Consider the following 25,431-nt stretch of genomic DNA (forward strand, 5'->3'; position numbering starts at 1 on the left):
ACTCCCTATATAAATATGTTAGTTAAGACTATGATAAGTGTTCTTTGCCTATTTGTTTAACCATAAGAAAACCGTCTTCACAACCATAATATTTTCTGATTCTTTTCATTATAACATAACCTAAGGACTTATAGAGATTTATTGCGACATTATTTGTTTCTTTCACTTCTAAATAAATGTATTTAGCACCACTTGAATACAGTCTCTTCTCTAGCTCGCTCATTAATATCCTTCCCAACCCCATTCTTCTATATAGTGGATGAATGGCTATAGATATAACATGTCCACGTTTGCCATTAATATGTTCCAAAACTCCTATTGCGTAACCTACGATTCTATTGATACATTCTAGGACAATAAAGTATTCCCTTGAAATAATATAGTAATAAAGAAGTAGTTCAAAAGGATATGCGTCTTTACCAAAACTTTTAATTTCAATATCATAGACTTCTCTAAGATCACTTATATCAACAGTTCTTACACGAATACAGCATATAGGCGTCCTTTTATAACACAATACAGTATTCCCTCTCCGAATAGAACAAAAATACGGCTATGGATTTATAAGAAGTAATGCGATTGTGTAATAGTTACGGAGCAAATATGGCGCCGATAATTACCCAATTAGTAAACCAAGCAGAACAGAAACCCACCAGGAGGATGGTATAGAACCATGGTAAGAATACTTGAAAAGAATTTAAAGAAAGGCTACATAAAGTTGATTCCTGAAGATACTGATGATTTATGGTTACTTTATAACATTATTCGGAAAGGAGACGTAGTTATTGCAAAAACTACCAGAGACGTTAAAACAGATAGTGGAAGCAGAAGAATACCCATGACTTTATCAATTAAAGTAACTTATCTCGAATTCCAGCCATTCACAAATAGACTCAGAATACGCGGCATAGTTATAGAGGGTCCCGAACAATTTGGTGTAAAAGGACACTACCATACAATAAATTTAGAGCCAGGCAACCCTATAGTAATAATAAAGAATCAATGGCCCATGTTCCTGATAAAGAAGCTCGAGAAAGCTAGTTTAAGGAGAGGTAATATTCTTTTAGCTGCTTTAGATTATGACGAATATGCTATAGGTATACTTGGTAATCAAGGTCTTAACATTTTGTTTGAAAAATCCTCAAGGCTTTCGGGAAAAGATAGTCCTAATCAAGATTTAATGATAGACCGGTATATTGATGAGGTAGTGAATACCATTCTAGAGTATATTAATAGGTATAAAGTGAACGCAGTTATAGTAGCTGGACCTGGTTTCACCAAATATGATATAAAGAAGAGACTTGAGGAAAAAACTAGCGGTAACATAAAAATATATATCGATACTACATCAGTTGGAGGGTCATCGGGACTACACGAGCTTTCCAGAAGAGATAAAATAAAGGAGGTTATGCGGGAACTAGAAGTAATTAGGGCACAAAAGATCATAGAAGAGTTTATGAAAAGACTTGTTCAGTCACCAGAACTTGTTGCTTATGGTTTAGACGAAGTAGAAATAGCTGTTAAGAACAATGCTGTCGATAAAATAGTTGTTGCTGAGTCAATTATAAGGAGTGGTGATGAAAATCTAATGGAAAGAATTGATAGAATTCTTACAGAAGCCGATAAGAAAAGAGCAGAAATAGTTATTGCACCTTATCATTCTGAGGCAGAAGAACAAGTCCTGGGACTTGGTGGCATAATAGCTTTACTTAGATTTCCTATACCAGGATTACGAGATATAGTTAGAAAACCCGGTAAAGACTAGTATACTACACATCGTTCGTTAAGTACAGTATTTGAGAAAGGATAGTACTCTATAATTAAAGCTTTGATTCCTTTACCTCTTAAGCGGTAACACTCTGTAGGTAAAACATAGTTTTTACCAAGGAAACTGATAAGAATGTTTTCGTCTAACTCGTGGACGTTTTTAACCATTATGCTGATGTTCGTACCCTCTCTTGTGGCTATTTCATGTACACCTATAGTATTTACTGCTTTTCTGAGCATTCTTCTTCTAAATTGAACTTTATCTTTAAATGATAACGTGCAGAAATGTACTGCTAAGTTCTTTACATTTGTTTCACACCAAGAAAGAAATTCCTTTAGTTTCTCCCATGTATTCTCTACAGTTAATCCACGAGGTCTTAAACCGTGAAGGATAATGTTTTCAATATTTGATTCAGAGACTTCGAGCTCATTTATGTTTATGAATTTCACACCTATTCGCTCTAATTGCACGATTAAATCCTTTAGAAACGAAACATAGTCTTCTGTTGGTATAAATGGTACTTCTACACCAACATCAAAGCCTATGGTAACGGCTTTCTCAACCTTAGGCAGCAATTCATAACTGTATACATGAAATCTTATCTCGTCTAATCCTGTTTCATAGAGTAAACCAAGGATATTATCGTCTACTAGACGCCCACTTGTGTATAAATGTATATGAAATCTGTTACCAAATTCTCTCTTCAGCTCTTTAATTACTTGGCGAGTTCTCTCAATACTAAATATTGGATCTCCACCGGTTATACCTGCACCAAACGCATTAATCTTATATGCTTCCAAAACTATGTCATCAATACTTTTCACATGTTCTTCATCTACAAAGACTACATCTCTACCAATTTTTTCCTTCGATATTGGACAATACCAGCATCTATCGAGACATATGCCTGTAATAAATACAACTATTTTCATTCCTGCCAGACAATACCTACAACCTTTGGGGAGAAATAAATTGAAGTAGCCAGTAGTATAATGATATTTGAATGTTTTTCCCATACTAGTAACCTCGTTCAAGTAAAACTTTGCGAAGCCAAGGATTCTTGGCTGCAAGCTTCTGAATAGCTTCTTCAAAAACTTCTTCTGGAGCCAGAATATACTTGAGGAATACACCAGTTCTTCCAATCTCATCTCTTCTACTTAGTACTCTTACTCGTTCTAAAACAGTATCAATACTTATTCCTATAATCCTCGCTGCTTCTTCTTCTCTACCTATTACAGGTATCTCTATGTGTCCGATATCCGTAGGTTTTATAAGAACGAGTCTTTTATCAACGCCAGGAACTCTAATCCCTTTCTTAAGCATATTTAGGTCAGCTAATCCACCGAATTTATAGAACTCATATTCTCTAGGCTGAAGTTTTGCTAAAGGAAAACTAACGACGCGTTTCTCCTCATCGTCAAGAACTATATATGCTTTAGGCGTGCTTGAGGGTGTCGCCATTACAATATATTTATAATTTATCCTGAAACCCCCGGTCTCCAATGCATACTCGATTTTAAAACTCGGTACATAGTATGGTATGAATACGTCGATATCACTACCCTTCCACACATCCCCACGAGCAATACTACCATGCACTATAGCCTTAATACCATGGCGTTGAAGAGCTTCTAAAATCATTATAGCTTCGTTTCTCAATTTTCTCAAAATAGTCCATCTTTCCTTATCGTATACTACTTCTCTATACTCTGGAATTCTCTGTATCTTCTCTCTAACCATGACAGATTTCTTCACCAAGTGGTTCTACTAATCTCGTATACATTTGTCTCTATAAGCGATAACCCTCATATTTTTTCCTTCGGTTCTTAATAACAAAATCACACATTATATTTAATATGTTGTCCCAATAATACGAATTACGTTAGGGAAAACTATAGTAATACAACACAACTATCTTGGAGGAGCATAGTGACATGATCAATGGCTTTATTGATATATTGATATACATAGTCATTGCATGGCTTACGTTTAACATATTGTATTTAGTTAGGAGAGACTATTTTGAGAGAAAAGGAGTGAAGTTGTATTATGGAGTTGTACTAGTTTATAAGAAGCCCTATAGTTTTCATAGTTTTCAGGGCAATAACACCATAAGAAAATTGTCTTACATAGCAGTAATAGCAGCTGTGTATGGCGTGTATGTGTTTTATGCAACTATGATCGCTGCATTATTGTCAAAACTAGGTTTGATAGTCTTACCTGCTAAACCTCGTGTATTAATCCCGGGGATTAATATAACTGGTATAGACTTGCTCTACTTTGCATTAGCTATCTTAATCGCAGCGTTAGTTCATGAGCTCGCCCATGCACTTGTTGCAGCGTCAAATAATATTGAAGTAAAAGGGTTAGGGTTTGCTATACTATTCTTCTTACCCGTAGCTTTCACTGAAATCAATGAAGAAATGTTTGTGAAGAGTTCACGGAAATCAAAAATTCTAACATTATCCGCAGGACCTGCATCAAATATTATTTTGGCTCTAATAATGATGTTTCTACTATCATTAATAATAAGTAGCTCGGGCCTAGTAATCATAGGTGTTGAAGAAAATAGTCTTGCTGCCCGGTACGGAATCAAGGAAAACACTATAATACTCGAAGTAAATGGTAAGCCTGCAACACTAGATGAACTTAGCAAGGTACTACATGTAAATAAGACAACGTATTTTAGTTTGAAACTACTTTATCCCAACGGAACCATAAAAACATTAAATATAGTTAAACCAGAAAACACAACAAAACTCGGTGTATTATTAACATTTATGCCAAGTACATTCCTGTTATCGATATTCGGGATCCAAGGAGCTCTTACATTTGTTAGCATTATTCGCTGGATATATATTGTAAACATGAGTCTCGGCATAATAAATATAGCACCAATATTTGTAACCGATGGTGCAAGAATTATACAAGAATTATTCGGGAATACCACAGCTACTAACATAGTAAGCACAATAACACTATTGCTTTTACTCGTACTCTTTCTACCCTAATGTTAAAATTCTTTAAAGAAATCACTAAAACAGGGCCATATGTTAGTGGTTATATAGGGGCGTAAAGAAGATCTGGTAATATTTATGCGTTTGATTCTTGTTCTTGTAGTTCTAGAGCTTTTTCAGTCTTTACGTCGAATAACACGATTTTTTCCTCTATAGGACACAACATAACTTTTTCACCGACATTAAATGTTTCTCCACGCGGAACAATGACTTTGACCATGACGTTGTCTATAGATACCGTTACAATGTTTTCTCTACCTAGGGGCTCAACGGCATAGACTTCGCCATAGAAACACCTGTTTCTATATTTTTCGTCAATACTTGCACTAGCTGGGAATATGTGTGTATCTTCAGGTCTGAATCCTACTATTACTTTATCTGGTTTGATTTTTGCAACAATGTCAATGTAATGTCTTGGTACAAGTAACTTACTCTTACCAATAACTATGTAATGGTTACCGTTTTCACTAATGACTTCTGCTTCTATAAAGTTCATTGGAGGATTACCCAGAAATCCTCCAACAAATTTACAGCTAGGTTTGCTGTACACAGTCTCCGGTGTCCCAACTTGCAGAATTCTACCCTCATTAATGACAGCTATTCTGTCAGCCATAGCAAGAGCTTCAGCCTGATCATGAGTTACATAGACAGTTGTTATTCCTAGCCTTTTCTGTAGCCTCTTTAACTCGGCTCTAACACTTATTCTCAATAAAGCATCAAGATTACTTAAAGGCTCATCTAAAAGGAGTACTTGGGGCTCCTTTACAAGGGCTCTGGCAATAGCTACTCTTTGCTGCTGTCCACCTGATAACTGATGAGGATATCTATCAAGTAGATGACTTATCCTGAGCATATCTGCAACTTCAACAACCTTCTTTTTAATATCTTCTTCTGGCACTTTCTTTAAACGAAGCGGGAAAGCAATATTGTCATATACTTTCATATGGGGATAAAGTGCCCAGTTCTGGAAAACCAGACCTACATTCCTTTCTTTAGGCGGCAGTTGTGTTACATCTTTTTCTCCGAAAAATATTCTGCCAGATGTGGGCTTATAGATCCCTGCTATTAAGTAGAGAATAGTGCTTTTACCGCTTCCTGAAGGACCTAGTAAAGCCATGAACTCTGAGTCTCTAATCTCTAGGTTTACATTATTTACTGCGATTACTTTACCGAATTTCTTAGTTACATTTACTAGTTTTATGGAGACCATGCTCTCACCTCTTTACCCCAGCTAAACTTACCTTAAGGAGGAGCTGTTGTGAAGTTATGAAGAATATTATTGTTGGGAGCAAGTATAGTGTCGCAGCCGCTGCAACTAAAGGCATGTATGCATATTCTGTCTCTAAGTTTGCCTCAATAAATGTTGCAAGAGTCCTCTCTACAAGAAATGTCCTAACATATATCAAGTCTTGCCATCCTGCAAGGAATCCAAACAACATTATAGCTGCTATTCCTGGTTTGACCAGAGGCAACATGACTTGAAACCAAACCCTAGGTCTCGAGGCTCCATCAACAATAGCTGCCCACTCAACCTCCCACGGTATGAGATCGAAGAATCCTTTCATAAGCCATGTGGACATGGGTATCTCGAGAGCTGCTCTAGCGATTATAACGTAAAAGAACGAGAATGTACTAATAAATTCTGTATATGACGGTACCATTAGCCTATATATAAAGTAGACTCCTACTATAAGGACTGAACCAGGAAATGCATGTAATAAGAGGATCAAGAGGAGGAAGTGTTTACGATAGCGGAACTTCATACGAGATAACGCGTAACCAGACATTGTCCCAACAATTGTTACTAGCAGAGAAACACCTAGGGCTACTATGGCTGTGTTTATAAAGTATCGTAGTATATCTTCTGTTAGACCTCCCGTTATAGCAACTTTTCCTTGAAACAAAAGCTCCCAATTACGTAGAGTAAACTCGAACGAGCTCGGATCGAAATTGGTTACCATTTTCTTACTGAAGCTAGATAACACTAACAAAGAGAATCCTGCGATTAATGGCAGAGATGCAAGTATTATTGCCAACAAGATTATTATTTCTGTTTTATGCGTTCTTATTTCAACATCTTTCATTGACACTAGATATCACCCCGCGGCTCCGTGACCATTTCGCCGAATCTAAGTACTCTAAGTGTTATCAAGCCAAGAATCGATCCTATAATCACAAGTATTACACCAGCTGCAGCAGCAAGCCCTTGGTCTTTAACGCCAGTAAAGGCGGCACGATAAACGTAAAGGGATAATGTTGTCCCGTATTCTTCTCTAACTAGACCCCATTCTACAAGCAGGAACAAATGAGCATAAGTAGTTAATAGACTTAGAAGCTGCCACGTAGTGACGTATAATATATGCCATTTCATGAGGGGTATGAGGATTTTTCTTGAGATCTCCCAATTCGACGCGCCATCGACTCTAGCTGCTATCACAAGTTCCTTGGGTATATTACTTATGGCAGAAGTAAACACTATCATACCAAAACTTACTCCTACGAGTCCATTGACGAAGATTATAATACTCCAGGGACCCCACGGTATTACTTCTTGTCCCCAGGAAACAGGCTTGTCTATTAACCCTATACTCATTAAGAACGAGTTCAGTGTACCGATTTCACTTCCATGGAAGAAATAATACCAGACCAGACTATACACAGCTATCGGTGACATTCTTGGTAATAACCAGAGTGTACGTATAACCGCTGATGGTTTCTCATAGATAAAGAATGTTGCGAGAGATAAGACGAGTCCTCCAAGAACATTAATGGTTAATGTAACGGCTATAAACACTATTGTAGTAACAATTATTGCTTTAAAACTAGGGTCATGATTAAACATATAAAACAATTTCTCATAATTTCTAAAACCAACTATTTCACCAATATATCGATCTATATTCCAGTTCTTGAGCGGAGTAAAACTTATGTATATGGATAATATGACTGGAAGTATATAGAATATGGTGATCATGACGATTGCAGGTAATAGGAAGAACAATGTTTCAAAGCTTTTATGAGATAAACTAAATTTATTATTTGTTATTTTTTTGAAAAAAGATTTTATTTTGTGTATATTACGTAGCATTGTTTTACACCACGTTATTGCGTAGTTGATATTTTAGATTACGGGAAGCTCCATCCCGTTGGTATTTCGCCGATGATTTCGGTGCTGTCACGTAGGTCCACGTCTGCGTTTATCTTTGAGACAATATAGTTTACTGCTTCTTCAGGAGTCATTTCTCCTCTAAGTACCTTGTCTACTGCGTCCTTGAATATGTCTACGAGCTTTGGATATAGTGGATGCTTGGGCGGTATCTTTGTGTACTCTAACATATACTCTGCATCAGCAAGGAATGCTGTGTTGATCGGGTTTACTGTGGCTTCTACAATGTCCTTAATTTGTTCTTTAACTTCATCTGATAAGTCTATCTCTAGGTTCTTCAGTTTTTGAAGCCATGTCTCATCTTTGATGAGATTCACTGCGGCTTTTCTCACTGGCAGGTGAGAGCTGATTATACTGTGTATAGCATTTATATCAGGATCGCTAGCTTTTACTATGACTAGGAAGGCTAGTTCGTGATAAAGCTCTTTTAGTTCATCGTATCTTGGGTTCTTTTCGCCTGCTCTAGAGTTTATCATCCATGCAAATGGCTGGCTTAGTGTTACTGGGCTTTTGCCTTTCTCACCTGCGGGGAATAGCGTGTAGTAGAAGAACTCTTTTACTTCTTCTGCTGTAAGCCCTCTTGTTTCACCTGTCTGTGGGTCGGTGTAGTACTCTCTTGTCTGCCATTCAGTCCAGTGCCATACTCCTCCTATGAAGAATAGCGTTTTTCCATTGACTACAGTTGGATGTATTTGTTGTCCCCAGTCCCACTCCATCATGTTCTCTGGTATGAGGCCGTCTCTAGCCATTTTCCATTCTACGTAAAGCCATTTGTATACTGCTTCCTTGTCGAACACGAGCTTGTCCTTTTCTTCGTCATAGAGTTTCCCGCCGAAGGCGTAGATGAACTGTATTAGGTCGGGATGAGCTGATCCTTTTCTATGTATTACTCCCCATTCTGCACATCCTGATTCAACAGCTTTCTTAGCCCATTGATATACATCAGACCAGGTGAATTCACCGTTCTTAACTTTAGTAGCTAAATCGCTGAAGTCTAGTCCAGCACATTGTGCAACATCCTTTCTCATGTATAGCGGTCTTGCCTCAGTGTCTTGTGGTAGACCATATAGCCTGCCTTTCCATTTCATTACTTCTAATACTGCCGGGTAGAAGTCGTTTAGTAGATCCTGGTATTTGTTGGCATAGTCTGTTATGTCTAGTATATATCCCTCGCTAGCTAGTTCTGCAATGTATACATAGGAGTTCACGAAGAAGTCTGGTGCTTGTCCTATTGGTTGTTTACTAAGGTATTCCTCATAAACAGCGTGAGCGTTTCTATCATACCTTGTTTCCGTAATTACTATCCTTATACCTAGGTTGTGTTCCTCCCATATTTTATTAATCCTATGAGCTGCCTCAACAATTCCAAGTACTCTCATGACACTATTGGGGTCTCCACCACTCCATACACTAAATTTCACTTCATTAATACCGTTAGCTAAGAGAGCTTTACCTACTTCAACAACATCTTTTTCAAAATCTCCAGTAAGTTCAACCTCTTTAGGCCCAGCTACTTGAGGGCCTCGATAGAATCCAAAATAATATATCACGCCCGCTAGTATTATCAAGAATATTACGATTATTCCAAGAGCAGTCTTTGAGATCCCTCTCACCTTTCTCATTTAACAATCACCCCAAAGATCAGATGGGGTATATCTGTTGTAATATAGAAGTCTATAAATATAATATTGAAGTGATCACTTATAGCTTTTTCCAAAAAAGACGTATAAATCAGTCTCGTTAGAGTAATCCCCCCAGATTCTCTATAAATAAACCTATATTAGCCAGCAAATAAAATAACTAAATAGCCCGTGGGGCCGTGGGTAGGGCCCCTAAACCCCGCTTAGGGCTAGGGGCCAGAGCAACCTCTCGAGCCCCTATGCGCGCCCGCTAACCCCCACGCCCACCAATGACCCCCGCCCCGTGGGGCTAGCGGTGGCGGAGCCCTCCTCGGAGGAGGAGGGTAAACCGCCTTAACCGGGGGAACCAGGCCAGGCCCGGAAGGGAGCAACCTAACCCTGGCCGCTAGCGTTCACGGGTCACCGGGGCCGAGGGAGGGCGTGGAAGGGCTCTGGCGGGAAAGCGGTAGGGGCTCGAGAGGGGCCGCGGCCCCACGGGCTATTCTAAATATAGTTGCTAAACTAGAATTAAATAACTACAAACCAGAATTAAGCATATAAACCAGCCACACCTCCATAAAGTTATGGAGAAACGCCGGGGTCGCCTAGCCTGGTAGGGCGCCGGCCTGCTAAGCCGGTGGGGTGTGTCCCCGCGCGGGTTCAAATCCCGCCCCCGGCGCCTCTTTCTTATTATCTTTCTTATTAAAAGAAGTGAATCATTAGTTTCTTCTATATAGACGTACAAGATTATATCCATAGTCCCACATAATTAACATTAATTAATGAAAATTAGAAAATTATATAATTAGTATAAAAGTGTTATAGTTTATACATGCTTTAAAATGATAACAACTTCGCTTTTATCTAATACTTTAATACCATGTTACATACGTTATGCGTATCTCTTTGCTTATTTCATCGAGTCTTCGCCAATCCTCGTAGCTTAGCCGCCATCCTACTGCACCAGCATTGTCTACTACTTGTTCCGGCTTCTTTGCTCCAGGTATTGGTACTATTAAGGGACTATACATTATTAGCCAGTTGAGAGCTATTTGTGCCGGTGTCTTCCCATATTTTTCGCTAAGTTTCTTTAGCTCTTGTATTAATGGCCATATTTTCTTAAAGTTCTCGGGATGGAATACAGGGTCTCCACTCCTCACGTCCTGGAATTCTGGTAGGTTTTCAGGCGTATATTTCCCCGTTAAGGCACCTTTGGCAAGAGGACTCCAGGGCAGAATTGTCATACCGTTCTTTTCAGCATAAGGTATAAGCTCTTTTTCTGCCTGTCTCTCAACGAGGTTATAACGAAACTGTAGACTCACTATATCTATTGTTGATAAGCAGTTTCTAGCAGCTTCAACGAGTTCCACGGGATAGTCACTTAATCCTATATACCTTATTTTCCCTAGAATCACCAGTCTCTCAAGAGCCCTCATGTACTCACATGTAGGGAAATGATGCCAGCATGGAGGCCAGTGTATCTGCATTAAATCAATGCAATCAACTCCAAGTCTTTTAAGTGATTTATCTACAGCTCTAAACACGTCATCAGCTGATAGGAAGTCTCCCGGTATTTTAGTAGCGATAACCACCTCATCTCTTTTCACACCAGCTTCACGAAGAGCTCTCCCGAGAAACTCTTCACTCATACCACGCCCGTAAACCATAGCTGTATCAAAGAAGTTGATTCCAACTTCAAGAGCTTTAAACACTATAGACTTCGCCATGTTGTAGTCTGTCACACCCCAGGCCTCACTAAACTGCCATGCACCCAGTCCTATACGTGAAATCTTAACATCTGTTTTACCAAGCCTTACATACTCCAAGAACTATTCATCCCCCTAATTTTTCTACCAACTATATTTATCTACGTCTTTGTTATACACAAGTGTATCGCTCACTATATTCATGCCATAAAAGTCTCGAGTAAGTGATGAAAAAGTCTTCTACATAGAGCTATAGATAGCGATTACTATGGTATTCATTATAGAATCGTTGCATGTTAACGAAAATTATTTTGTTGTAATTAGTGGAGAAAAAGAGTGAGGCATTAGAACATGGCTACAGAGCTACTTTATCAAAAAGATAGTTACGTTAAGGAGTTTACTGCAACTATTAAAGCCATTGAAGGGAATAAAATAGTTCTAGACAAAACAGCTTTTAATCCTCGCTCAGGGGGATTAGCCAACGACACTGGCTATATAATCAAAAACGAGGAGGCCTACAAAGTTAAGGATGTTTATTTCAATAAAGATACTGGAGAGGTAATCCATGTAATTGAGGAAAGCGAACACAATCTATCTATAGGAGATCTTGTAAAAGGCGTTATTGATTGGGATAGAAGATATAAGATAATGAGGTTACATACAGCAGCACACATTCTAGCGGCAATAATGTATAATGACTATGGTGCACTTATAACTGGAGGCTCAATTTACCCTGACTACGCTTACGATGATTATAGTTTAGAAAAATATGACCCAGAGATATTCAAAGAAGCCATAGCAAAAGCAAATGATGTCGTCAAACAAGGGATCGAAGTTAAAATATATTGGTTGAAAAGAGAGGAAGCATTGAAAATACCTGGAATAGTCAAGCTTGCTTCACGTATGCCGCCGAGTCTAGAATTTCTAAGAATAGTAGAAATACCTGGGATAGACATACAAGCCGATGGAGGACCCCATGTGAAGAACACTAAGGAGATTGGAGAAATAGTGTTCATTAAAGCGGCCAATAAGGGCAAGAAAAAGAAAAGACTGTATTACACAGTTAAACCCTAAAGACACTCCATAAATACCAAGAATATGCTGGAGCGAAGAAACAATGACTCTTTACAGCAGTTTTGGAATAGCAGGCACCAGCTCCCAAATCCACTTAGCGTCAATAGCTGGGCTTAAAGTGCTAGAAAATGGCGGAAACGCGTTCGATGCCGCGATCACCATAAGCAGTGTACTAACAGTCTTACTTCCACATACAAGCAGTATTGGTGGTGATGGATTTCTTCTAGCAAGAGACAGTTCAGGCAACATAATAGCATATAACGGGTCCGGTCGCTCTCCCAAGAACTTTCCAACTAGTAAGTACTTGGAGGAAAAACCCCTACGTGGACCATTAACCGTAACCGTGCCAGGATTAGTTGATCTATGGGGCTGGTTGTCAGAAAATTACTGTACAAGAGACTTATATGAGCTACTTAAGCCTGCTATAAACCTCTCTAGATACGGTTTCTACGTACAAGAAGCACTAGCTAATGCTATCAGGAGAAATTATGAATCCCTACGTAAGTACAATAGTTGGATTAAAACCTTTGGTAAACTAAGAGAAGGCTGTTATACCCGCTTTACTGAATTAGCCCACATACTGGAAGTCATTGGGAGAAGAGGAGCAAGAGAATTCTATGAGGGAAAAATAGCTGAGGAGCTAGTTGAAGAACTTTCTAAACAAGGAGTCCCATTAGTTTACGAAGACTTTGCATCACATAGGGGAGAAAAAGTTAACCCAATTAAATCAACTTACAGAGACTACGAGGTATACGAATTACCTCCTAATAGCCAAGGAGTAACTACTCTAGAGCTTCTAAAACTCATAGAGATCACTAATCTCAATAACAGAGAGTTCAACGACGAAGAAAGGATTATTACTTTCTTTAACTTAGCACTAATAGCCTATAAGGATAGAGACATGCATGTTGCTGATCCTTGCTTCTACGAATATGATCCTTTACAGTTAATAGATGAATACGCCCTAAAGAAGAAGCTCCAAGAAATAAACGTTTCCACTCAAGAAAATAGTAATGGGAACTATCTAGATAAGGATACAACATTTTTTGTCGTGGGAGATAGGCAAGGCAATATAGTTGGTTTTATACAAAGCATATTCTATCCCTTCGGTTCAGGTATCGTAGTGAAAGACATACCATTCCAGAATAGAGGATACGGTTTCTCTAAGAAGCCAGGGCTACCTAACAGTCCTTTGCCAAGAAAAAGACCAATGCACACATTATCCGTATTAATGGCTCACCATGATAATGAAGGATGGTATGTTATCGGTTGTGCAGGTGGTGATCTCCGACCACAAATACATGCTGAGGTGTTTACTAATATCGCTGACTACAAGTTTAGTCTATCAAGAGCTGTTGATGCACCGAGGTTCATGTTAATAGAAAGAGCTCCCATTAAGGCACTAGCTGAAGAAGATCTTGGATTAAAGAAGTATCCTAAATGGCTAAATATAATTAAGCCAAAGTCACCGCATACGGGTATAGTTCATGCCTTGAGGTATAGAAAAGATCACGTGTATGAATTAGTAGCTGATGTACGAGGAGGAGGTATAGCTATACCACAGGTTCACTAAACACAGCATGTACATACAATGGTCAAACCTATTCTTACTCGAAAACATTCTTGGTTAAAAGAAAAGTATGGTCCCCCGGCGGGGATTCGAACCCCGGGCCACCCGGTTTCTGTGCGAGCCCTAGGCCGACCCGCCTTCATTCACGCCCCCTGGGGGCTGGGGGCGTCAGGCGGGCGGGGAGCCCACACCTCCCACTACAGCCGGGCGCTCTGCCGCTGAGCTACCGGGGGCTGTCCTTTTTTGTCTTTTAATTCAACGGGTTTATTTGTTTTTCTTGGCGATCAAATATTATTTAATAGGTTTTTAATATAACACTATAAGTGACGCGCTATTGGTTTCGAGTGTTAGGTGATGTTATGGAGCGTTTAAGTAGAATTGTCGAAAATATTTTGTCCGAAGATATAAGTGTCATAGATAATATACTTAACGTGAAGGATAATGTTAGAGAGAATGCTATAAAGTTGAGTCGTGACATCATCAGAGCGAGCGCCGAGGTTACAAGACTAATACATCTTAAAGACTTCTCATCAGCTAAAGAAAAATTGTCCATAGCGCAAGATAAAGCCAGGGAATTAATAGACCTGCTAAAAGATCATCCCGACTTGTTTTATAGTGGATTAGTCTATAATTGCTTGAGCGAGTTTGTTGAAGCATACATTGTATACAACCTAATTGTCGCCAAAAGAATGCCTTCATATAAAGAACTAGCAGGCATACCATACATACCTTATCTACAAGGATTAGGAGATACCATAGGTGAGATACGTAGATACATCATAGATCTTCTTAAAGACGAGAAATACGAAGAAGCCAGAGAATACCTCGATGTAATCGAGAACATGTATCAAGTACTAAAGAAACTCCATTACCCAGACGCTTTAACACCTGGTTTACGCCATAAAGTTGATGTTGCAAGAAGACTTATAGAAGACACCAAAGTTCTTTACGTAAACACTATTACTGCATCACGACTACGGAAATCTCTCGAAAAAGTTCTTGAGAGCAAGACGTAATGTAGTAATTGCCTTTAAAACACTGTTTTTCAATAACCTAGCTAAATCAATTAGTTCACGAAATAGTGATTTCCCTGTACAGCACATCTCTTTATATTCTCTCATAAACTCATAGGATAAGTAAAGCAGCATTGACACATAAAGTAATGATAGTATTATCATTGACAACCACATATACTTATACAGCACATAGAACACTATGTAGTAATTGGCATATAGGTAATCAAGAAGCCTCCTTATATCAAGAAATGGTGCATCTTTAAATGAATTCACAAGCAATTCATATGCATCATACCAAGCGAGATCTTCTGCTAGGAAAATATATCCCCTCACAACTCCGGCTGTAACAAATGTTAAAAATCCGTAAAAAGCCATTGACACCATTGGGATCATTAAATACACTATTTTCGCTCTTAATTTAGTTACTATATTCCCTATATTAATAGCTAGGAAAGGCAGAACCCATACAAAATAGGGATTATTACCTACTTTATTAAGAGCAAGTGTAATCAATAGCACCGTTGCATAGGCTAGACTACCACATTTTTCATCAACCCCCTTGTTTCTAATTAGTGTATTAATTACATACAAGTATACTACAACAAATACCGGCACCCAAATCCATTTGAGGAAATCCGGTAAGACACGATAATCATAATGAGCTAAATAGAGAGGTAACGCATATAGACTTAATTCCTGTGGAATCCTATTGCTATGGAACGTAATAACGTGAGCTATGAAGTTTTCTGGAGAAAAATAAAGGAAAGGCATAACTATCGGTATGCCTATGGCGATGCATCCTAGTAAGAATTCAGCAACTCCACGTATTTTCTTTATTTTATACGAATCATACATATATAATGGTGCTAAAACGGCGGGCAAAGGCTTAATGAGTATAGCAAACGTGAAAACCATACCTGATAAGAATAACGATTTCTTTTTGTAAAGCAATATAAATGAAGCCATCAACCCAAGGGCAACTACTAGGTCAAACTGATAACTTAACACTGTACCATAAGCAGCTATTGTTACAAGAAACCATTTACTAGTATTCCATCCATAGTACCTGTACAAATAGTAAGCTATCATAATAAACGATATTATAAGAGGAATCTTGACTATAAGTCTTAGAAGCACAAGCGAGGCATCAGAAAACATAAGCCCTAGTTCATAAAAGAAAATAAACAACAACACAGCCATGGGAGGGTAAGCAACTTTATATTCAGGGCATGGACTACTATACGCATAAATATATAGAAGACCCTTCTTTCTAAATACTTCATCCCACTTAATGAAGTAACCAACATCATATATTAGCCAGGATGTTGAGGCTATGATTAATAGTATTATAAGTGAACCAGTGAGCGTAATTATGAATTTAGTTCTATCATCAAGCCTAAACCACATGTTCTTTACCGATACTATGGACTTCGTTAACATGGTCATAAGATATTCTACACCGTGGAAGTATACACATGCTACGAGAATAATAAAGATTATAGTGTAACTATGTAGAGCTATTCAAGAGCATACACTAAAGATAAAGAAGGAGTGGGCCCGGGGGGATTTGAACCCCCGACCACCGGGTTATGAGCCCGGCGCTCTACCTGGCTGAGCTACGGGCCCCCAGGCCCTATTCATGTAAGTTTTTGGTAGGGGTATTTAATTTTAAGGGCTATTATACTCTATTACCTCATGTACCCAGCTGCCATGAGCGTAGATATTGTTTCTGTTCTTCGGTAAGTTCATCTATTTTAATACCCATTGTCTCGAGTTTATGCCTTGCTATAGTCTGGTCTATTTCTAGTGGTGGGTTCATTACTTTGGGTGGAAGCTTCCCTCTATTATCATACAGGTACTTAACCGCCATGAACTGGTTAGCGAAACTCATATCCATTACTTCACTGGGATGACCCTCAGCCGCAACAAGATTAACTAGTCTTCCTTCTGCTAGAAGGTATATCTTCCTTCCATCACGTAGAGTGTACTCGTCAACATTTTCTCTTATCCTCCTCTTGGATACCGATAACGCCTCGAGATCAGGGATCCATATCTCGACATTGAAGTGTCCTGCATTGGCTAGGATGGCTCCATCCTTCATTACTTCTATGTGTTCCTTCCGGATGACCGCTTTGTTGCCTGTTGCAGTAATAAATATGTCGCCAACTTTGGCCGCCTCCTTCATCGGCATAACCTCGAAGCCATCGAACACTGCTTCAAGAGCCCTTATCGGATCAACTTCCGTCACTATAACCCTCCTGGCGCCAAGACCTTTAGCACGCATCGCAATACCTTTTCCTACCCATCCATACCCAGCAACAACCACGACCTTGCCAGCTACAAGGATGTTTGTAGCCCTCAAAATACCATCAAACGTGCTCTGCCCAGTACCATACCTGTTGTCAAACAGGTACTTTGTATACGCGTTATTAACAGCAATGACGGGATACTTTAGAAGACCATCTCTCTCAAGAGCTTTAAGCCTAATAACACCGGTTGTTGTCTCCTCGGTGCCGCCGATTATACGTGAAGCTATATCAACATAGTCTTTATGGAGTATTGCATGAAGATCTGCTCCATCGTCTAAAACAATGTCAGGCTTAGCTTCAACGACTTGTTTAATACACCAGTAGTAGTCTTCACTACTTTGTCCACGCCACGCATAAACGTTTATACCATACTCTACTAGAGCTGCAGCAACATCATCTTGGGTAGACAAGGGATTGCTTCCAGCTAGATAAACCTCTGCACCAGCATCACGGAGAGCTTTCACGAGAACAGCTGTTTCCTTAGTTACGTGGAGAACTGCTCCTATCCTCAGTCCCTCAAAGGGTTTGCTACTACTATACTTCCTCCTGTAGAGCATGAGGACGGGCATATGCTTTTCTGCCCACTCGATCTTTAGGGCGCCCTGTTTTGCTAAACTCATGTCCTTAACTTTGTATCCCATAGTGTTCACCTAGAGGAAACAATAAGGATACAGTATAGTTAAAACTTACTGAAATATCTAGTTGATTACAATTATGTATCTACGCTCCAAAACAATATTACCTCCCTATCTGTTTAAGAAGCAAGAGAACAGACGTTATCCCTGGTGCATTTAGTAATGGAGAGGAAGCCTACACGTAAAGAAGTAATAGCGGTGATTGCTTCAAGGAAGCCATGGCTCATACCGCTCATATATACAATATATAGTCTAGGTGGCTCAGCAAAACTTGAAGAAATAAAGGAGATACTTAGTCTTCGCTCAATCGTGTTGAAACGAGGACTATGGTGGCTTCAGAAATTTGGTATAGCAACAAGGAAAAACGACAAGGTAGTCATGGACCCCGAGTACAAGAAAGTCCTCGACGAACTATTCATGGATATCTGTAAAACAAGAAATTACTATATCTTGAAATTTGGTGCAACTTACCTAGTCGTCTCAGTCAAGAGGACAAGAATTTCATCATATACTGTCCCAGCACAATTGGTTGAAGAACTAGCCAAAATGGTTAATAATGTCTCGGCAGAATTCACACCAAAAGATCTCGCCGAAGCCATGGGGATTCCTCCTAAACTAGCTTATCGAGTTGTTAAAACAAGGAAACTCCTCATCGAGTGCTCTAAGAAGTAATCAGCATCGCAGGGCATCAACATCCGTAATTTCTGTGTCGGAGGTTTTCATCATCGAGAAGTACTAACATAATAAGAAACTAATATAAGTATCTCGAGAACTCATATAGTAAAACAATCAATCCATATGCCAAGAGAAGAATCATGGTGGGCCCGCGGGGATTTGAACCCCGGACCTCCGCCGTGTGAGGGCGGCGTCCTAACCAGGCTAGACGACGGGCCCCCTGGTTCTCGTTTCCCTTTATTGTTACCGCTAGGGTTATTAGTTCTTTTGCGGTGATCATATGGAGCAGCTTATCGAGCAGCTCATCAGTAATGCGTCGTCTACGATTCTTAATCATATTCCCATATGGTCCACTAAGCCCTAGCTCTCTGTAGCTCACATTCTTTACCTTCGTAACATACATGAAGAGTACCCAGCGGAAATCCTGGCTCACTCTGCACCACTAGTTTATGATATACCAGTTGATCCCTTGAAACTATAGAGGTAGAAATACACTTCCAAATCAAGCAATATGCTCAAGAGAAGAAAGTTGTCTTATACATCAATAGTTTAATGGAGTGATCGACACTATAATGTCCTCAAGTAAACATGTTAATAGCGATCCAACTAGGTACATTAAGAATAGTAGTTTAGTATAAGATATTATTATGATGGTAGGTTTCCATTATTCTCTTTGTAATAGCATTTGATAACGGTTACTGTGTAAGTTACTGTATATTTTAAATAGTAGTTAAGACAAATAATGAAGCAAGACTTAGAAAACCATTGGTGAACATGTTGAAACATATGGTGTTAAAGGCGTTTGGTTCTCTAATCCTACTATTATTCTTCATGGCTTATATTAATACACCTCGAAATGTGTTATTGATCAGCCTGGTAGTTGGAGTCTCATTACTTTTGTGTTATACTGTAATATCCATACTGATAGATGTACCGCTTCGTAGATATTATGGAACAATTGTTTCCATAGGCATAAAGGCACTTGCAATAGCAATGGTAGCATTCTTAGCAGTAATTGTTTTCTTTGCAAACAAGGAACCTACTCTCACCACCTCAATAATGCTTTTATCAACATACTTTATCATCTACTGGTACGAGCTTTTAAAGGAAGAAATAAAATATAAGCAGAAAATCAAAATATCATAATATACAACATTAGTAATCAAATAATATCAAAAATATACAAACAATAGTCAGTAAAAGAGAACTATACAACATTATATTTTCTCTATATCATATATAGACGATGCCTAAGGACCTGGCATATACATATTCATATTGCCAGCTCTAATAATACATTAGATAATACATAAAGCATTAGGCGACGTCTCGGTATTACCCTACTTAGTGCCCAAAGGAGACTTTCAGTAGTAGGAGCCCCAGCTATCTCGTAATTCCTCAAGAACGTTGTAACGGATTCTATTTAGGTATACAGAGATTCGCATCTTGACGAGTCTATATCAGCTTTATGCTCTACAATGTAAGGGTATCAACCTAAACTAGGCTTAGGCAATAATCCTTTCCATTCGTTTATAATCCAGTGGCCTACAGAAGTTTTTAAAGACCTTGCAATCACATAATCGCTATTTACATGTCATAAGAATATTTATAAGCCTCGTCTAGTGTTATTAGGGCTAGCAATAGATACATTGTATCTGGTGATCTTGTATGCCCAAGGAGATTACTGATAGAGATAAGTTTATGGAGATTGTAGAAAGAGCTGAAGAAATTAGAGTTAAAAAGCTTGAGAAAGAGGGTATAGCAAAAGTAAAAGCCAGAACTAAAAGATACCTATACACAATAAAGATCCCACTAGACCAGCTTGATGAATTCCTTCAAAAGATCAAGGAGAAAGTCGGTGAGGAAAAGATAGTTTATTTCTAACTTTCTAGGCCTCCACTGTTATTGTCTCACCATTGCTAGGAGTGTAGATGTTAATATCATCTCCAAGTTCTTCTCTAATCTTGTTAGCAAGATAGTTTCTAGAACTATCTTCTCCATGAATTATAACAATATTCTTTAATGTATGGCGGTAGTGTACTACAATATTCAGCAACCCATCTCTACCAGCATGACTGGAGAGATCGAACCATTGCAGTCTAGCCTTGATCTTTATACCAAGTTCTTCTATTTCTCCTTTCTCAAGAATCATGTGCCCGGGACTATCAAGAGACTGGTAGCTTACGAGAAATACAGCATTCTTTTCATTAGACCCTAGTTTCTTCAAGTAGTAGAGAGCAGGTCCTCCTTTCAGCATTCCTGCCGATGAAACTATTACGCATGGCCTCTTCCACGCTTTCCTTCTATCCTCCCATCCACGTATAAACCTTGTATTCTCTACAGCTCTACGAAACATATCGGGATCACGTAAAAACTTCTTGTTCCTCAAATAAATCTCTGTTATTTCTCTTGACATGCCATCAAGATATACAGGGACATGCGGTAGCTCGGCTGCAAGAAGAGAAATGACTTCTTGGCTTCTACCAACACTAAAAGCGGGTATTAAAACAGTACCACCATCATTAATAACTTCTTCTACTGCTTCAACAAGCTTCTTCTCCACGAGATACCTTGGAGGATGTTTTACTCCACCATAAGTAGACTCGATAATCAACGTATCAACTTTGTAAGGCCAAAGTTCTGCTTTGGAGAGAGTCCATGTCTGTATAGTGTTTATATCCCCAGTATACATGATCTTGTGACCACTTGGAGTAGTCAAGTACGTTATCATACTACCCAGTATGTGACCTGCACTCGTCACAAGAATATTATAGTCATTAACATCAACATCCTCACCATAGTCGAGTAACAAGGAGTTATCCATCATTGCCTGGACTTCTCCTTCCTCATAATCAATATAGTATCCTGAAAGCTTCATGAAGTCCTTTATGAGGATCTCGCCAATGACCTGTGTAGGCTTAGTCATTATGGATAATGGGCGTGCCGATATGTAGAGCATGGGGACAGCACCAATATGGTCAAGGTGGGCATGAGAAACAACAACAGCCGCTACATCAACAGGTCTTATATGCTCGGGAAACTGTGGGCGACCCTCCTCGTCAAAATTAACACCATAGTCAAGAAGAATTCCTTTCTTCTTTACAGTATCTCTCACATAAATCGCTGCCCTACCGACCTCGCCCCCGCTACCAAGCACTTTTATTTCAACACTAGCCATACCCTACTACTCCTCCCGAATAACGACTCCACATTAAGCTCTCATCTCATAAATAAGATCACACCCTTATTAACTTGTTTAAAACATAAAACTAGTCTCAACATAAATATACAGGAGATAACAAAGCTTATCACAAGGGAGAGTGTACTACAGTGATCCCAGGTCTTTCGCCACGTGATTTAAAGAAAATGCTTAAACGCATGGGTATAAACGTTGTTGAAATAGACAATGTTGAAAAAGTAATTATTGTAACAAGAGATAAAGAGATAACGATTATTGAGCCCCAAGTAATGCTCTTTGATGCTGGTAAACAAAAAATCTACCAGATCGTAGCAGAAGAAGTTGAAGAAGAAAAACGTGCCCTCGGAGAAGAAAAAGAAGAGATCGAGATAAGCGAAGAAGACGTATTATTTGTTGCAGAACAAGCAGGAGTATCACCTGATGAAGCAAGAGAAGCATTAATCAAGGCAAAAGGTGATCTAGCCGAAGCAATACTGCTTCTTAAAGAGGAGAAGAAAAATTAGATGAAGAGATAAAAGATTTTTCAACTGCTCATGAAGATACCATAGTTTTCTGGGAACACACTCCCGGTCTCTCCTCATACGTTTATTGATGGTGACACAGGTATTGAAGATAGATAAAATAGGTAACGTATACAGTCTCTATCCTACAGAACAGTTCACCAATAGACTAAGAGAGCCCGCATATTTACTTGGAGTATATTATGATGGTACATTAGGTAAAGCCGTACTCGAGTTTGTATCAAATGATGGAAATTCCCTCATATTACTCGTTGATCCAACTGGTCACAAACCATATTTCCTTACAGACATCCCTCCCGATAAAATCCGTGAAATAAAACAGATAACAAACCACCCAGGATTTGATGGAATAGAAGTCGTGAGGAAATTCGATCCTCTTTTCGGGAAATATAGAACCATGACAAAAATCGTTACTAAAGACCCATTAGCTGTAGCTAAACTACGTAACAAGGTCGCAAAGGCTTGGGAGGCAAAAATAAAGTATCACGACAACTATGTCTTTGATCGACAATTAATACCCGGGATGAAGTATGTTCTAGAAAACGATTTAACATTCAAGCTTGTGACGCCACCAATATCTAAAGAGACTAGAGAATTAGCAAGAAAACTCTTCAGTAATGAACCCAAGGAGACGCAAGAACTAGCGCTACAATGGCTCCCCATATTTGAGGAGAAACCACCCAATGCTAGACGAGTAGCTATAGACATAGAGGTTTACACACCATTCAAGGGAAGGATTCCTCATGCCGAGCGGGCAGAATACCCGATAACGAGCATAGCTCTAGTTGCCAATGATGGGTTGAAGAAAGTACTTGTACTTGCTCGTGAACACAACTGGGGCGAGATACCACCAGAATACCCCATAGATGCGGTCGTGGAAGTATTCGAAGACGAGTATAGCTTGATCCTAGAGTTCTTCCGCATAATAACAAGGTATCCTATAGTACTAACTTTTAACGGTGATAACTTCGACCTGAACTACATATACCATAGAGCATTAAAGATAGGTATTCCAAGAGAGTATATACCATTAAAGATCTCTGAAGACATGGTGAGGATAACAACAAGCATACACATCGACTTGTATAAGTTCTTCAATAATAGGGCTATACAAACCTATGCTTTCGGAGGCAAATACCAAGAGTTCACACTAGAAGCCATAGCCTCAGTATTGCTTGGTGTGTCAAAACTTCCTGTTGAAGGAAACATAGGTGAGCTAGAGTACGGTAAGCTTATAGCTTACAACTACAGGGACTCCGAACTCACACTCCAGCTCACGTTATTCAACGACGAGCTGGTATGGAAGCTTATGGTACTCCTAGCACGTATAGCTAAGACAAGTATAGAGGATATTTGTAGAAAAACAATATCAAAATGGATACAGAATCTCTTCTACTGGGAACATCGTAGAAGAGGATACTTGATCCCAGAGCCAGAGGATATTAAGAAAGTAAAAGGTGGAATGAGTAAAACTGAGGCAACAATACAGGGAAGAAAATATGCTGGAGCACTTGTCCTTGAACCCCCTGTAGGCATATTCTTCAACGTAGTTGTAATGGACATAGCATCACTATACCCAAGTATAATCAAGAAATACAATCTTAGCTACGAGACAGTAAATGTCGAAGAATGTAAAAACGTTGTCTACGCAACCGATGAAACAGGGGCAAAAGTTCATAGTATTTGCTTCGATAAACCCGGTTTAATATCACAGATAATAGGGTTATTGAGAGACTTCCGTGTAGGCATATACAAGAAGAAGTCGAAAGACAAAAGCTTAAGTCCTACTGAGAGAAGCTGGTACGATGTTGTACAGAAAGCTATGAAAGTATTCATAAACGCTAGTTATGGAGTATTTGGAGCTGCATCATTTCCTCTCTACGCACCAGCTGTAGCTGAGAGCGTGACAGCTCTCGGCAGAAGAGCCCTCTATAGTATACTCCAGAAATCAGCTGACATAGGAATAAAAGTTCTCTATGGAGACACTGACTCGATATTCCTATGGGCACCATCTGATGAGCAAGTAGATGTCATCCAGAAATGGGTTGAAGAAACACTGGGACTCGAAATAGAGCTCGACAAAGTATTTACATACGTCTTGTTCACAGGACTCAAGAAGAACTATATCGGACTATACCCTGATGGAGGCATAGAAATCAAAGGCCTTATAGCGAAGAAGAGGAACACACCTACGTTCCTGAAAGACTTATTCAATGAACTTATAGAAATGTTCAAATCAGCTAAAGATCCTCACGACTTCGTTAAGATAAAAGAGTGGCTACAAAACAAAGTAAAAACACTCTACCTACAACTTAAGAATAAAGAGCTAACACTCGATAAATTAGCATTTAAAGTAACATTGTCTAAATCGCTAGACGAGTACACAAAGAATAGACCACAGCATGTAAAGGCCGCTTTACAACTAAGAAACTATGGAGTAAACGTTGCCCCAGGAGACATAATAGTGTTCATAAAAGTTAAGTCAAGAGATGGTGTCAAGGCTATCCAATTAGCTAAACTCTATGAAATAGACCCAGATAAATACATTGATCAAATAAAATCGGCTCTTGAACAATTGCTTCACGCATTTGGCGTAGAATGGGATGATATAATAGGTTTAAACAAGCTTGAAGCATTTTTCACTGCACACTAGCTTTTTAAGACTCTACTACTGTTATCAAAAGAAGAAAAAGGCTTGGGGTGCCATTTATGCCCAAGAAGAGGGAAAGTCGTGGACGACATAAAGGTGCAAAAGGAAAAGTCGAGATGGTACAATGCGATAATTGTGGGCGTCTCGTACCCCGTGACAAAGCAATATGTGTTACAAGAATGTATTCACCAGTAGACCCCCAGCTAGCAAGAGAGCTTGAGAAGAAAGGAGCCATCATAATGAGGTATCCAGTAACCAAATGCTACTGTGTATCATGTGCAGTCCATCTTGGTATAGTGAAAGTACGTCCAGAAGAAGAAAGAAAGCCCAAGAGAACATACATATAATGATAGAACAGTGCTGCTTGAGACAATAAAATAATTTAAGTATTTCATTTATATATTCAACTTTAGTATCACAAGCAATTTAATCTGAAAACAGTCTCTACAACATATTAAACACAATCTTAACTTAATTATATAATTCCTGGTGTTATGATGCATTAC

The 25,431-nt window shown here is 39.0% G+C and carries 22 protein-coding genes, 4 tRNA genes and 1 other RNA gene; 13 read left to right on the forward strand and 14 right to left on the reverse strand.

All coding sequences use genetic code 11. From position 1 onward, the window contains the following. Window positions 1-28: 28 nt before the first annotated feature. Window positions 29-517, reverse strand: a complete 489-nt coding sequence (rimI, locus tag J4526_01945; protein ID WFO75667.1) for a ribosomal protein S18-alanine N-acetyltransferase — start codon at window positions 515-517, stop codon at window positions 29-31. A gap of 156 nt (window positions 518-673) precedes the next feature. Here rimI and J4526_01950 point away from each other — a divergent pair, with 156 nt between their 5' ends. Further along, complete coding sequence (locus J4526_01950; GenBank protein ID WFO75668.1) at window positions 674-1,765, forward strand: mRNA surveillance protein pelota; 1,092 nt, start codon at window positions 674-676, stop codon at window positions 1,763-1,765. Here J4526_01950 and J4526_01955 read toward each other — a convergent pair. Together J4526_01955 and J4526_01960 are read right to left on the reverse strand one after the other, a co-directional pair. Further along, window positions 1,762-2,784 carry a radical SAM protein gene (locus tag J4526_01955; protein ID WFO75669.1) on the reverse strand — a complete coding sequence of 341 codons (1,023 nt, stop codon included), beginning with the start codon at window positions 2,782-2,784 and terminating at the stop codon, window positions 1,762-1,764. The two genes, J4526_01950 and J4526_01955, sit on opposite strands and share 4 nt — an antisense overlap. Before the next feature lies 1 nt (window position 2,785). Then, window positions 2,786-3,508: a nucleotidyltransferase domain-containing protein gene (locus J4526_01960; GenBank protein WFO76283.1), complete on the reverse strand. Its 723-nt coding sequence runs from the start codon at window positions 3,506-3,508 to the stop codon at window positions 2,786-2,788. Window positions 3,509-3,702: 194 nt separating this feature from the next. Between J4526_01960 and J4526_01965 the strand changes: the two genes are divergently transcribed. Continuing rightward, on the forward strand, window positions 3,703-4,779 hold the full coding sequence (locus J4526_01965) for a site-2 protease family protein (GenBank protein WFO75670.1): 1,077 nt from the start codon (window positions 3,703-3,705) through the stop codon (window positions 4,777-4,779). Window positions 4,780-4,861: 82 nt separating this feature from the next. Here J4526_01965 and J4526_01970 read toward each other — a convergent pair whose 3' ends face one another. From J4526_01970 to J4526_01985, 4 genes are read right to left on the reverse strand one after another with little or no spacing between them, the layout of a single operon-like run. Beyond that, window positions 4,862-5,995, reverse strand: a complete 1,134-nt coding sequence (locus tag J4526_01970) for an ABC transporter ATP-binding protein (protein WFO75671.1) — start codon at window positions 5,993-5,995, stop codon at window positions 4,862-4,864. A 4-nt stretch (window positions 5,996-5,999) separates the two neighbouring features. After that, complete coding sequence (locus J4526_01975; GenBank protein ID WFO76284.1) at window positions 6,000-6,869, reverse strand: carbohydrate ABC transporter permease; 870 nt, start codon at window positions 6,867-6,869, stop codon at window positions 6,000-6,002. 5 nt (window positions 6,870-6,874) lie between these two features. Next, window positions 6,875-7,873, reverse strand: coding sequence for a sugar ABC transporter permease (locus tag J4526_01980; GenBank protein WFO75672.1), 999 nt, complete (start codon window positions 7,871-7,873; stop codon window positions 6,875-6,877). A gap of 38 nt (window positions 7,874-7,911) precedes the next feature. Continuing rightward, window positions 7,912-9,573: an extracellular solute-binding protein gene (locus J4526_01985; GenBank protein WFO75673.1), complete on the reverse strand. Its 1,662-nt coding sequence runs from the start codon at window positions 9,571-9,573 to the stop codon at window positions 7,912-7,914. A 194-nt stretch (window positions 9,574-9,767) separates the two neighbouring features. Between J4526_01985 and ffs the strand changes: the two genes are divergently transcribed. Together ffs and J4526_01995 are read left to right on the forward strand one after the other, a co-directional pair. Next, window positions 9,768-10,061: signal recognition particle sRNA (ffs, locus tag J4526_01990), an RNA gene on the forward strand. Between the two features lie 103 nt (window positions 10,062-10,164). Then, a tRNA-Ser gene (locus J4526_01995) sits at window positions 10,165-10,249 on the forward strand. Window positions 10,250-10,442: 193 nt separating this feature from the next. Here the strand turns inward: J4526_01995 and J4526_02000 are convergent. After that, the gene (locus J4526_02000; protein WFO75674.1) at window positions 10,443-11,396 is read right to left on the reverse strand and encodes an aldo/keto reductase; all 954 of its coding nucleotides are present in this window, start codon (window positions 11,394-11,396) and stop codon (window positions 10,443-10,445) included. A 231-nt stretch (window positions 11,397-11,627) separates the two neighbouring features. On the opposite strand from J4526_02000, the gene J4526_02005 reads away from it, so the two are divergent. Together J4526_02005 and J4526_02010 are read left to right on the forward strand one after the other, a co-directional pair. Then, window positions 11,628-12,350, forward strand: coding sequence for an alanyl-tRNA editing protein (locus J4526_02005; GenBank protein WFO75675.1), 723 nt, complete (start codon window positions 11,628-11,630; stop codon window positions 12,348-12,350). 43 nt (window positions 12,351-12,393) lie between these two features. Beyond that, window positions 12,394-13,923 (forward strand): gamma-glutamyltransferase family protein, encoded by a 1,530-nt coding sequence (locus tag J4526_02010; GenBank protein ID WFO75676.1) that lies wholly within the window; start codon window positions 12,394-12,396, stop codon window positions 13,921-13,923. Between the two features lie 68 nt (window positions 13,924-13,991). Here J4526_02010 and J4526_02015 read toward each other — a convergent pair. Continuing rightward, window positions 13,992-14,153, reverse strand: a tRNA-Tyr gene (locus J4526_02015). 126 nt (window positions 14,154-14,279) lie between these two features. Here J4526_02015 and J4526_02020 point away from each other — a divergent pair. Next, the gene (locus J4526_02020) at window positions 14,280-14,936 is read left to right on the forward strand and encodes a haloacid dehalogenase (protein ID WFO75677.1); all 657 of its coding nucleotides are present in this window, start codon (window positions 14,280-14,282) and stop codon (window positions 14,934-14,936) included. Here J4526_02020 and J4526_02025 read toward each other — a convergent pair. The 3 genes from J4526_02025 to J4526_02035 form a co-directional block, all read right to left on the reverse strand. Then, window positions 14,895-16,382 carry a DUF2029 domain-containing protein gene (locus tag J4526_02025; GenBank protein WFO75678.1) on the reverse strand — a complete coding sequence of 496 codons (1,488 nt, stop codon included), beginning with the start codon at window positions 16,380-16,382 and terminating at the stop codon, window positions 14,895-14,897. The genes J4526_02020 and J4526_02025 overlap by 42 nt on opposite strands. 106 nt (window positions 16,383-16,488) lie before the next feature. Beyond that, window positions 16,489-16,562 (reverse strand) — tRNA-Ile (locus J4526_02030). 67 nt (window positions 16,563-16,629) lie between these two features. Continuing rightward, window positions 16,630-17,886, reverse strand: a complete 1,257-nt coding sequence (locus J4526_02035) for an adenosylhomocysteinase (GenBank protein WFO75679.1) — start codon at window positions 17,884-17,886, stop codon at window positions 16,630-16,632. Window positions 17,887-18,042: 156 nt separating this feature from the next. Here J4526_02035 and J4526_02040 point away from each other — a divergent pair, with 156 nt between their 5' ends. Continuing rightward, on the forward strand, window positions 18,043-18,552 hold the full coding sequence (locus J4526_02040) for a hypothetical protein (GenBank protein ID WFO75680.1): 510 nt from the start codon (window positions 18,043-18,045) through the stop codon (window positions 18,550-18,552). 144 nt (window positions 18,553-18,696) lie between these two features. Here J4526_02040 and J4526_02045 read toward each other — a convergent pair. After that, window positions 18,697-18,774: transfer RNA gene (locus tag J4526_02045), tRNA-Val, on the reverse strand. Between the two features lie 555 nt (window positions 18,775-19,329). Here J4526_02045 and J4526_02050 point away from each other — a divergent pair. After that, window positions 19,330-19,701, forward strand: coding sequence for a hypothetical protein (locus J4526_02050; GenBank protein ID WFO75681.1), 372 nt, complete (start codon window positions 19,330-19,332; stop codon window positions 19,699-19,701). Window positions 19,702-20,223: 522 nt separating this feature from the next. Further along, window positions 20,224-20,439: a 5'-nucleotidase gene (locus J4526_02055; protein ID WFO75682.1), complete on the forward strand. Its 216-nt coding sequence runs from the start codon at window positions 20,224-20,226 to the stop codon at window positions 20,437-20,439. Window positions 20,440-20,443: 4 nt separating this feature from the next. On the opposite strand, the gene J4526_02060 is transcribed toward J4526_02055, so the two are convergent. Next, window positions 20,444-21,733 (reverse strand): MBL fold metallo-hydrolase, encoded by a 1,290-nt coding sequence (locus J4526_02060; protein ID WFO75683.1) that lies wholly within the window; start codon window positions 21,731-21,733, stop codon window positions 20,444-20,446. Between the two features lie 152 nt (window positions 21,734-21,885). On the opposite strand from J4526_02060, the gene J4526_02065 reads away from it, so the two are divergent. The 3 genes from J4526_02065 to J4526_02075 all read left to right on the forward strand — a co-directional run bounded on the left by J4526_02065 (window position 21,886) and on the right by J4526_02075 (window position 25,272). Further along, window positions 21,886-22,257: a NagC family transcriptional regulator gene (locus J4526_02065; GenBank protein WFO75684.1), complete on the forward strand. Its 372-nt coding sequence runs from the start codon at window positions 21,886-21,888 to the stop codon at window positions 22,255-22,257. A 103-nt stretch (window positions 22,258-22,360) separates the two neighbouring features. Then, window positions 22,361-24,928 carry a DNA-directed DNA polymerase I gene (locus J4526_02070; GenBank protein ID WFO75685.1) on the forward strand — a complete coding sequence of 856 codons (2,568 nt, stop codon included), beginning with the start codon at window positions 22,361-22,363 and terminating at the stop codon, window positions 24,926-24,928. Between the two features lie 56 nt (window positions 24,929-24,984). Further along, window positions 24,985-25,272 (forward strand): 30S ribosomal protein S26e, encoded by a 288-nt coding sequence (locus J4526_02075; protein ID WFO75686.1) that lies wholly within the window; start codon window positions 24,985-24,987, stop codon window positions 25,270-25,272. Window positions 25,273-25,431 lie beyond the last annotated feature (159 nt).

The organism is Desulfurococcaceae archaeon MEX13E-LK6-19 (assembly GCA_029637525.1).
GTDB lineage: Archaea > Thermoproteota > Thermoprotei_A > Sulfolobales > Desulfurococcaceae > MEX13ELK6-19.